Origin of the sequence: Alkalibaculum sporogenes, from assembly GCF_009362815.1 — a bacterium.
Lineage (GTDB): Bacteria > Bacillota > Clostridia > Eubacteriales > Alkalibacteraceae > Alkalibaculum_A > Alkalibaculum_A sporogenes.
This window is the reverse complement of sequence record NZ_WHNX01000028.1, coordinates 1-11103: the sequence shown is the minus strand read 5'-3', so window position 1 is coordinate 11103 and position 11103 is coordinate 1. Positions and strand designations below refer to the sequence as shown.

Genomic DNA, 11103 nt, shown 5'->3' with positions numbered 1-11103 from the left:
TATCTATTCTTGTTTTATATCAGCATCATGATTCTTTTTTAATAGTCTAACCTTATCTAAACTAATAACATTTGTTAATTCTAAAGCTATATCATCTCTCATATTACAAGTTTTATTGATACACCTAAACATTTCTGTTGATTCTAATGAGTCTATATTTCCTGCAAATTCCTTAATTAAATCTATTAAAACATCTGACATAAAGACACCTCCTCCTTAATATTTACTCAATTAACTCTGTCTTCTTTTTAAATTTATCAGTCTATTTTTTTCAGAACTAAGCATTTTATTCATTTGATACTTACTAGGTGTTCTACTATATTTCAATTTACTTTGTTTGTATATATCTAATAATAATTTTAGATATTGTTTTTCTCTGGCAGAATTATCTTCTGATTCATGGAAAAAGGTAGATAACTTAAGGAACGATGAATCTTGTATATAATACTTGCTAATTTTAGTTAAATATTTTTTTAGATATTCATAGGATTTCGCTCCTTCTAAATCAGTATATAAAAATACAGATAAATAACACTCAAAATCTGATACTGTCAAATCATCTATATCACTCTTAATTTTACTATCTAAAATTTCAATTAACTTTTTACTTCCCATAAAATCTAATAACATCATTTCACACGATAATGGTATAAAATGCAAAGACATAAGTATAGATAATTTAGTATCGTCATCATATTCTTTATTTTCTTCATTTCCATATTCTTCGTTAATACTTAAAAGATTAACTATACAATACATAATGCAAAATGTTATTGCCGATTTTAGTATATAAGTATAAGCATCAAATGCTATATCATGTTCAGCATATTCAATATTACGTAAAACTCTGGCACTTAATATCCATAAGCGCTCCAACTGAGCTAAAGTAGGTAATTCTGTTTTAGCATCTATAGTGACAGCAATTTCATCTTTAATAAACTTTATATCATTTAAACGATCAACTTCTTCTTTGCTTTTCTTAGTTTTTGTACTAATATGATTCATTTCATCATCATTTAAAGTTTGTACAAAAGATTGAGTTAGCCCAAAATAAGAATCGAATCCATTACCATTTTTCTCAAACCGATCTATATATTCTCCATAACTACCCTTTAATCTTTCTACTATCAAATTTAATAAATTGATATTCTCTCTATTTCTTGCAGTATAATAATCTAATTCATCTATAAATTTTAAGTAATTATCTTCACTTATGATTTTTTCAAAGAAACTTTTATCTGTTTCCATATGCAATGTAAGAAAAAACTTAAATACGCAGTCAAATCTAAAAGTTACAACTTCTAGGCTAGTTGAATTTGTTACAATCGTATATTTATAAAATATACCTATATCCAAAAAATAATTCAAAATATCTGACGCTTTAAATGACCATATTTTAATTTCATTTTCTATGAAATGTAATAGTTCACTATAAGGCAAATTATAATTATCTCTATCCTCTTTATACATATGATAAGCTATCAACCTTAATGCATTTTTCTTATTATATCTGTCAAAGGAATTTCTAAAATAATCTGTAGGACTTTCTAGTAACCTTTCAATAAAGCTTTCTAGTAAAGTAGCATTATTTATAGGCTCAAAACAAGGATTTTTTTCCATTATTAATAAAAACATAGATAAAGTTAATGGATTTGTGGGTAAGTTAAATACCCTAAATATTTTAAGCAAGCTTTGCAATTTATCATCAGTCACATAGTCACTTCTATTATTAAACCATTTATGCATAAGCTCTCTTATTTGTTTTGATTTAAATGTAAGCATTTCTAAATATCTCGATTGCTTAATAAACATGTAGTTATCAAATTCAGCATAAGGTATTTGCCCAGAAGATGATAAAGTGCTTGTCATAATTACTTTTATATTATCAGTATATTTGCCAATAAAATTATTTATTATACCACATTGATGAGGTTTTAATTCAACATCAAAGTTATCTAATAATAAAACTATTTGATTTTTCTCTAATAATTCGTTTATTCCTTTATTTGATCTGTGAAGGCACTCCTTTAGCTTACTACGTATAACTTGCTCTGTTATTGTATTATCAATACTATCAAGATTAATATATACTGGTAACTTATTATATTTATCTCCATTATTTATATAATTAAACATTATTTTATCCAGCAACACTGTTCTGCCAGATTCTCTGTGTCCATATATAATTACATTTTTTTCTTCTTCCATAATAGATTCAAGTGATACATTGGTTTCTATCTCATTTGCTTTATCTTTACTGTCTATTATTCGAGGTGATACAAAAATATCTTCTAATGTTTTAGGTGCTAGAGAATCATTAGATGTACAGGATAATAAATGCTCTTTTACTCTATCATCATGAACATCTCTTAATCTGTTTAATTCTGCTATAGTTGAAAGCATCAATTGCTTATTTGAGATTGAAGTCATACTATATTTTAAAATACCATGCTCATCATTATTACTAACATCAACATCTGGACAGTATTCTTCACGTTTTTTTGAATATTTTCTAAAATAATGAGTAATGCTCATGTTTAAGAAGTCACAATCGATAATAGAGTATCCATTGATATATCGATTAGAGCATGTCCGTATATTCTGTACCCAATTAGCAGGAGCAAGTGATTTGTATATCATTCCATCTATTCCAGAATTAATCCATTCATTTCCATCATGAATATGACCAAGCAAAAGCATATCATAATGCTTTTTTATTAAATCTCTGGAATTTTTATAATCAAAATCAGTAAAGTATTCGTAAGGATGATGCATTACTGCTATCTTATAATCGCAACCTTCTAGGTTTGTATATGACCTGGTAATCTGCATTTCTCCGAGTAGTATTTTTTTCTCATCTACTATATTATTAGCTTTATTTTCATAACATCTCCAAGCTGAATTAAATAATGATATCCCTAACTGTATACCATCAACTTTTATTTTAAAAGTTGACTCAAATGGTGTAATATCAATATAATCAAAATCACTATTATTATAATAATTTTTCATAAACTTATAATAATCTTGTGTTCTTTTAAGTGGAAAATCCGATTTAGATTTATATCCTTCTACAATATACTTATTAACTGAGTCTATACAATTTAATTCCATCTTAAGATAATTATCTATTCCGTCTTTAACAACATTTCTATCTACCTCATGATTTCCGCACCCAAAGAAAAATCTTGAAAACTCTATATTGAGTTCTTCAGCTATTGGAAATATGAAATTTTCTATGAAAAAATCAAGTGCGTTGGTTACACCATCCTTTTTACCTCCCATATTAATCATATCACCAGATATGATTATACAGTCAATAGGAGTTTCTATATGATATCTCTTTAAATCATCAATAAAACTATTCATAATAAATGTTTTATATTCGTGCCAGCTTTCTTTGTCTATATGTAAATCAGACATATGTATTATTCTCATTAAATAACTAAGCCCCCCTTCTAACACATACTATATTGCAATATGCCTTTAGCTTTCTATCCATTTCTACATGATTAAAATTAATAATATATATAACTCTCACATACCATAGTTTTCTAATTCTATTTAATTTACCATTATTTTATGTTAAATAAGTAATAGATATCGGTCTTTTACTATTAGAGCAAACCTCTTGGCATATAAGAAGTATTGTCTTTTTCGTTTTTCTAATTTAAATTGCTAACTTTATTATGTACACTACTACCGAAAGGCAAATGTATGTCTAAATCGAATTCATTCGTAATATTCCGAATACTTCGTGCGTCATTTAGTAACCTCTGCATTAAGGATAATGATAAATCTTCAATATGTTGAGCACTCATTTCCTGAAATACATCATAATCCTGAATGTTATAATAATCATGAATGTAGCTAATGTTTCGTGCCATTGTTTTTGGAATCTCTTCCTCTGTCACAATGCCCCAATCAATATCTCTTCTTTGCCAATACTCACGTTCAATCTCAAACTTTTCAAGTACTCGCTCCTTTAATAATTCATCCTTCATTTTGATTGTACGAGCTACTTCAAATACGCCTTGTCCCTTGTCAACCGTTAATAAAAATCCGTTGTCATAACAATTGATTCACCAGTTTTAGGATCAGTAGGATGTTTAATACCCAACTCATCAGCAATGATAATTGTTTCTTCAAACGGTAGTAAAGGAAATTGCTCTCTAATTTCAACAACAAAGTCCGAATATTCAGTTAAATAAAAGTAATTTCTTTCTAAATCAGATAAAAATTCATGTTGTCTGCTCGTTTTTATTCCTTTTAAACGAGTTGAACGACCTAAAGAGGATACATCTTGAATCTGTAGCCACGGTTTATACTCTGTACCAATACCCGATCCACGACCTTGTTTAATCCACTTTTCAACTTGAGATACTCTTTTTCTTTTAGGCATAAAAACACCCCTTTAGATAATTATATCTAAAGGGGCAAAGCGTCGCAACTTTTTTATAAACGTCGCGACTTTATTTAAAACATCGTATCTTTTTTATAAACATCGCAACTTTATTTAAAAGCCACTCATTTACTATTTCCATGTTCCATCATTACTCTACTGTAACTGATTTTGCTAAATTCCTTGGTTTGTCAACATCACAACCTCTTGCTACTGATAGGTAGTATGCTAGTAGTTGTAGGTAAATTACTGTCGGTATTGCTGCAATATCATCTTCTACATCTGGAATATAGAATATTTCATCTGACTCTTTAGCGACGGATTTGTTTCCTTCTTTTGCAATAGACAGTATATACGCGCCTCTAGCTTTAACTTCTCTAATATTACTCATCATTTTTTCTGTTAGACCTTCTTGCGTACACAATGCTATTACTATGGTACCTTCTTCTATTAATGCTATCGGTCCATGTTTTAGCTCTCCTGCTGGATATGCTTCTGAATGGATGTAAGATATTTCTTTCATTTTTAGTGAACCTTCGAGACCTACATAGTAGTCTAATCCTCTACCTAAGAAAAATACATCTCTTACATTAAAGTTTCTGTATGCAAATTCTTTAATCATCCCTTCTTTATCTATTACTTGTTGCACTGTATTTATGCTACTCATTAATGAATCTCTGATTTTAGAGAAGAACTCTTTATCTATGTTGCCTTTAAGTAAACCTAAGTGTAGAGCGATCATATACATACATGCTAGTTGTGTAGTATATGCCTTTGTAGAAGCTACTGCTATTTCAGGTCCTGCCCATGTATATAGTACATCTTCTGCTTCTCTAGATACAGAGCTTCCTACTACATTTGTAATAGCCATTACTCTAGCGCCTTTATTTTTTGCTAGTCTCATAGCTGCAAGTGTATCTGCAGTTTCTCCTGATTGACTAATTACAATTAACAATGTACTTTCATCTATTATAGGGTTTCTATATCTAAACTCAGAGGCTATATCTGTCTCCACTGGTATTCTCGCATATTTTTCTATACAATGTTTCCCAACTAACCCTGCATGATAGGCGGTACCACAAGCTATTATATATATCCTATTAATCTTATCTAACTCTGCCTTACCTAACTTAATTTTGTCTAATATTATTTCTTCCTTATCTTCGTAAAGTCTTGAAGTCATAGTATCTCTAAGTGCTTTTGGTTGTTCGTAAATCTCTTTTAACATAAAGTGGTCAAACCCACCTTTTTCAGCATCGGCTGCATCCCAATCGACTCTAAACACCTGTTTGCCAGCTTCTTCACCGTATTTATCTAGCACTGTAACTTTTTCCTTTGTTAATATTGCTATTTCATCGTCGTCTAACAGGTATACATCTCGTGTATAATTTAATATAGCTGGAATATCTGATGCTATAAAGTTTTCATTTTCTCCAATTCCAACAACTAAAGGACTATCCTTACGTATAGCTACTATTTTATCTGGTTCGTTTTTAGATAAAACACCTAAGGCAAAAGATCCCTTTAAATATTCCACAGCATCTTTAACTGTTTTAACAATGTCATCTATATATAAACTATCTAAAAGATGAGCTATGACCTCTGTGTCTGTATCCGACAAAAACCTATACCCTTTTTCAATTAAACCTTCCTTTAATTCCATGTAATTCTCTATAATGCCATTATGAACTATGACGATAGAGCTATCCGCATTACCGTGAGGATGTGAATTTACATGTGAAGGCACTCCATGAGTAGCCCATCTAGTATGACCAATACCAATAGTTCCTTCTATTGGATCATTCTTAATCTCCTCATCTAAGTTTGCAAGTCTTCCTTTGTACTTCTTGGTAATTATATCTCCCTCTCGAAAAACAGCAACTCCTGCTGAATCGTAACCTCTATATTCTAATCTGCTTAAACCATCAACCAATACATCTGTAGCTTTTTTATTACCAATATATCCAACAATACCACACATTAATATTCATTCTCCTTTTTTTACATTAATTAATAAGCCTTAAGTACAAAATAACTTAAAACAACTGGGATATCAATATTTATCTTGATAAATTTAATCCCACTTTACTTCTTTTATACGTAATAATTCTGTAATTAATTGTTCTACTTGATTCCGTAGCAATAGACATGGTTTAAAACCACATTGTTTGAAAAAAGGCTTTGTTTCCATAGTCACCTATGGTGTTTTACCTTTTAAACAGTTTAGGAGAATTTAAACTGACTGGGGCATCCGCCGAATATTTCGATACTCCCCATCCTCGTCAACTCAAAAATTTGAGTCCAGGCGCTATATTTATTTAGTTTTATTTTTCACCTCCATACCATACTATATTATACTATAGCCAAAATATTTACAATTATTTTTTTTTAAATACTTCTGGTATAAATTCTCATAAAAAAGGCGAGGGGATTACTACCCTCTCCCTCACGTCTTTTTTCTACTATACAAGTCTCTCTACAATTAAATTAGCCAAGTTTTGAGCTAATATTTTTAGTTCGTCTTGATTTTCCCCTTCTATCATTACTCTAATTAAAGGTTCTGTTCCTGAAGGTCTAATTAATACTCTACCTCTATTATGGAAGTGTTCTTCTATTTTCTCTATTTCATTATTAATAATTTCATCTTCTTTATAACTATACTTATTCTCATTTTTGACTTTTGCATTTACTAATATTTGAGGATACACATTCATTTTATCTGATAACTGGCTAAGGGTTATATTTTCTTTTTTTACAATGCTACTTAATAAAACTGCAGTAAGTAAACCATCTCCTGTAGTATTATAATCTAGAACAATAATGTGACCAGATTGCTCTCCTCCTAAATTATAACCGTCTCTAATCATTGTTTCTAGTACATATCTGTCTCCAACATCTGTCTTTACACATTTGCAGTTTATTTTATTTAATGCTAAATCCAACCCTAGATTACTCATAACTGTTGCTACTACAGTATCTTTCTTTAAAGTTCCCTTTGTTTTCATTGAATGAGCAAATATATTTATTATTTTGTCTCCATCTACATTTCTACCTAAATTGTCTACTGCAAGTAATCTATCTGCGTCTCCATCAAAAGCTAATCCAAAATCTGCACCTTCTTTTAGTACAATTTCTTGTAATAGATCTAAATGTGTGGAGCCACAATTATGGTTAATATTAATTCCATCTGGACAAACTCCTACATATATAATCTGAGCACCTAATCTAGTAAAAACTTCCGGTGCTATTTTGTAACTAGCTCCGTTAGCACAATCCAAAATTATTTTAAGACCTGTCAAATCACCATCTATACTTTTGAGTAGAAAATCTACGTAAATCTCGTCTGCATTGTTAAATTCTTTTACCCTACCAACTTTATCACCAATAGGCAATTCGTATTCGTTTTTATCAATAATTAAATCTTCTATCTTTTGTTCTATAGCATCAGATAACTTAAAGCCTTCGCTATTGAAAAACTTAATTCCATTAAATTCTGCTGGATTGTGAGAGGCTGATATAACTATCCCTGCATCCGCATTAAAATGTCTAGTTAATACAGCAACAGCAGGGGTTGGCATTACCCCTAACTTTATAACATCTCCACCCATAGAGCAAATACCAGCGATTAACGCTCCTTCAAGCATGTCACCTGATAGTCTAGTGTCTTTACCTATTACGAAACTTGGTTTCACATTACCTTTTGACAAGACAAAAGCCCCTGCTCTTCCAAGTTCAAAGGCTAATTGAGGAGTTAAATCTTTATTGGCTATTCCTCTTACTCCATCAGTTCCAAATAATATTCCCATACTAATCTCCTTGTACAGTATCATAAGCTATAGCTTTTTCTACTGATTCTTTCTTCTATTTCTACTAACTTATTTACAAAATATTCATCATCCATCTTAGTATCTTTAATAACTACGCTACTTTAGAATTTCTTATCACCTTTTTATTAATAAGCATTATGTTTGTATAATCTTTATTATTGATTCAGCCATAATTAAGTCTTCTGGTGTAGTAATCTTAATATTATCGTAGTGACCTTTTATAATTTTCACAGGTTGATTTAATCGCTCTACTAGCATTGCATCATCTGTTCCAATAAAGTTATCTTCAACGGCTTGTTTATGAGCTTTCATAAGAAGATCGTAGTCAAATGTTTGTGGTGTTTGTACAGTCCAAAGTGTAGAACGCTTTGGTGTATTTTTAACATTTAATTCATCATCTACTATTTTAATTGTATCCTTTACTGGGACTGCAACTATAGTAGCTTTGTGTTCTAGTGTTCCTTCAATACATTTTATAAGTGTATTTTGGTGAATTAAAGGCCTCGCACCATCATGAGTAATTACAATATCAGCTTTAGGATTAACCTCCTTAAGACCTGAATACATTGAATCCTGTCTGGTATCTCCACCTTCTACTAATAACTTTACTTTTTTAATCTTATAGTTTCTAATAACTTCTTCTTTACATATATCTATGTCTTTTTTACCGATTACTAATATTATCTCGTCAACTAATTCACATTTTTCAAAAGCAAGGAGCGTATGAGCTAATACAGGCTTGCCACTTAAGTATAGATACTGTTTATTAACACCTGCCTGCATTCTCGAACCACTACCTGCAGCAACGATAATTGAACTTACAAACGGTCTTGGCATGATACCACCGTCCCATCCTTATTTTATAACGAGTACTATTATATAATTTAAATTTGGAAAAAGCAAGACAGACGCTTGGCTCATTGTCTTCGCGATAAAAAGGGGCTGTTGCACTAAGTAATTAGTGCTCAGCCTCTATTTTTGTACAAAAAGTAAATCCCTACTTCGAAAAATAGGGATTTTACGGTAAAATATTAGTATGCAAACACTAAATACTCTACAGAAAAATTATACCGTTAATCAAAAATTTTATCAATTAAAAATTTCGTTTGATGTTGATCATATCATTCCAGTAGATGATTCCGTGCGCTTGCTAAGTCAATTTGTTGAGGAGATGGATTTAAGAGATTTATATTCGACTTATTCTCGTATTCGGGAAAATCAAGCAACGCCACGACAGATGCTAAAAACTATGATTTACTCCTACATGAATCATCGTTATTCATCGCGTAGTATGGAAACTTCATGCCGTCGTGATATTAACTTCATGTTTCTTCTTGAAAATTCACCAGTACCAGATCATACGACCTTCGCAAGATTTAGGAGTCTTCATTTCGCTCCTTGCGCCGAAAAGATTCTAGCACAAATGTCCGGTTTTCTTCATGATATTGGTGAAGTATCTGGTGATGCAATATTTATTGATGGTACAAAAATAGAAGCATGTGCTAACAAATATACTTTTGTATGGAAAAAAGCAGTGACAAAAAATCAGGTAAAACTATTAGAGAAAATAGCCGAGCTCGTCGCTGAATGTGAAGGACTTTATGGAATTAAACTAATCTATCAAAATCACGTAAAAATGAAACATGTAAAAAAACTACGTAAAAAGCTATATGCCTTGAAACAAGAAGAAAATATAGAATTCGTACATGGACAAGGGAAAAGAAAGACACCACTACAACGTTCTATCGAAAAACTAGAAGAATATCTCAACAAGTTAAAAGAATATACACAAAAAATTCATCATTGTGGGCAACGTAATAGCTATTCAAAGACCGATAAGGATGCTACATTTATGAGGATGAAAGAAGATGCTATGAGGAATGGTCAACTAAAAGCAGGTTATAACGTACAGCATGGCGTGGATTCAGAATATATTGCATGGCTTACCGTTGGACCTCAACCAACAGATACAACAACCCTTATTCCTTTTGTAGAAAGCATGGAGAGGCATCTAAACTTCAAATATAAGAAGATTTGTGCAGATGCAGGATATGAAAGTGAAGAGAACTATAGATACCTTGAAGAAAAAGGACAATTATCCTTTATAAAACCAGCGAACTATGAAATATCAAAAACAAGAAAATACAAAAACGATATCAGCCGTAAAGAAAATATGGATTACAACGAAGCAGGAGATTACTACATCTGCAAAAACAACAAAAAACTTACGGTGAGCAATGAAGTAAAAAGAAAAAGCAGAACAGGATATGAGAGTGAGAAAACCGTCTACACCTGTGAAGATTGCAGTAACTGCTCTCATAAAAGGAAACAATTGCAAGACACCGCTAGAAGAAAGAACGAAAAACCTAGAAACATCAAAATTATTTAATAGGCAAAGAAAAGAAAATCTAGAAAGAGTTATCAGTACAGAAGGTTGTCAACTCAGAATGAATCGAAGCATACAAGTAGAAGGTTCCTTTGGTGAATTAAAACAGAATATGGGTTTTCGAAGATTTCTATGCAAAGGAAAACAGAATGTACTAGCAGAGAGTATTCTATTGGCGATAGCATACAACGTGAATAAGCTCCATAATAAAATTCAATCCGAACGGACAGGTACACATCTCTTTTCACTAAAAGAAAGCGCCTAAATTTAAGACTTCAAAATCTTCTATAATAAAAAAAGCCTTTCATCACAAAGGTTTATTAAAATACGTCAATTTTAAGGAGTTCAGTTGACTAAACTATAAAAAACTTAATAAGTGCTATAAAAATGAGACTGTAAATAATTTTGTGTCCTAGAATAAAAAAATAACTTTCTATCAGGCTCATTAGATATGTAAAAATTCAAGAAAACATCTTTAAAATATGAAC

The 11103-nt window shown here is 30.9% G+C and carries 7 protein-coding genes and 1 pseudogene; 1 reads left to right on the top strand and 7 read right to left on the bottom strand.

Annotated elements, in window-relative coordinates:
• Positions 1–3: 3 nt before the first annotated feature.
• The 7 genes from GC105_RS13555 to ispD form a co-directional block, all read right to left on the bottom strand.
• Positions 4–201, bottom strand: coding sequence for a hypothetical protein (locus GC105_RS13555; protein ID WP_152805805.1), 198 nt, complete (start codon positions 199–201; stop codon positions 4–6).
• A gap of 30 nt (positions 202–231) precedes the next feature.
• Positions 232–3438: a metallophosphoesterase gene (locus tag GC105_RS13550; protein ID WP_152805802.1), complete on the bottom strand. Its 3207-nt coding sequence runs from the start codon at positions 3436–3438 to the stop codon at positions 232–234.
• A gap of 227 nt (positions 3439–3665) precedes the next feature.
• Positions 3666–4004 carry a TnsA endonuclease C-terminal domain-containing protein gene (locus tag GC105_RS17625; protein WP_343030041.1) on the bottom strand — a complete coding sequence of 113 codons (339 nt, stop codon included), beginning with the start codon at positions 4002–4004 and terminating at the stop codon, positions 3666–3668.
• Positions 4005–4051: 47 nt separating this feature from the next.
• The gene (locus GC105_RS17620) at positions 4052–4402 is read right to left on the bottom strand and encodes a PDDEXK family nuclease (RefSeq protein ID WP_343030040.1); all 351 of its coding nucleotides are present in this window, start codon (positions 4400–4402) and stop codon (positions 4052–4054) included.
• Between the two features lie 151 nt (positions 4403–4553).
• Positions 4554–6383 (bottom strand): glutamine--fructose-6-phosphate transaminase (isomerizing), encoded by a 1830-nt coding sequence (glmS, locus tag GC105_RS13540; RefSeq protein ID WP_152805799.1) that lies wholly within the window; start codon positions 6381–6383, stop codon positions 4554–4556.
• 481 nt (positions 6384–6864) lie between these two features.
• Positions 6865–8208, bottom strand: a complete 1344-nt coding sequence (gene glmM, locus GC105_RS13535; RefSeq protein ID WP_152805797.1) for a phosphoglucosamine mutase — start codon at positions 8206–8208, stop codon at positions 6865–6867.
• Between the two features lie 156 nt (positions 8209–8364).
• On the bottom strand, positions 8365–9066 hold the full coding sequence (gene ispD / locus GC105_RS13530; protein ID WP_152805794.1) for a 2-C-methyl-D-erythritol 4-phosphate cytidylyltransferase: 702 nt from the start codon (positions 9064–9066) through the stop codon (positions 8365–8367).
• Between the two features lie 199 nt (positions 9067–9265).
• On the opposite strand from ispD, the pseudogene GC105_RS13525 reads away from it, so the two are divergent.
• Positions 9266–10880, top strand: a pseudogene (locus tag GC105_RS13525) (IS1182 family transposase).
• Positions 10881–11103: the final 223 nt, after the last annotated feature.

Coding starts and splice junctions, on each gene's coding strand:
- GC105_RS13555 (WP_152805805.1), bottom strand. CDS start 201: ATGTCAGATGTTTTAATAGATTTAATTAAGGAATTTGCAGGAAATATA.
- GC105_RS13550 (WP_152805802.1), bottom strand. CDS start 3,438: ATGAGAATAATACATATGTCTGATTTACATATAGACAAAGAAAGCTGG.
- GC105_RS17625 (WP_343030041.1), bottom strand. CDS start 4,004: ATGAAGGATGAATTATTAAAGGAGCGAGTACTTGAAAAGTTTGAGATT.
- GC105_RS17620 (WP_343030040.1), bottom strand. CDS start 4,402: ATGCCTAAAAGAAAAAGAGTATCTCAAGTTGAAAAGTGGATTAAACAA.
- glmS (WP_152805799.1), bottom strand. CDS start 6,383: ATGTGTGGTATTGTTGGATATATTGGTAATAAAAAAGCTACAGATGTA.
- glmM (WP_152805797.1), bottom strand. CDS start 8,208: ATGGGAATATTATTTGGAACTGATGGAGTAAGAGGAATAGCCAATAAA.
- ispD (WP_152805794.1), bottom strand. CDS start 9,066: ATGCCAAGACCGTTTGTAAGTTCAATTATCGTTGCTGCAGGTAGTGGT.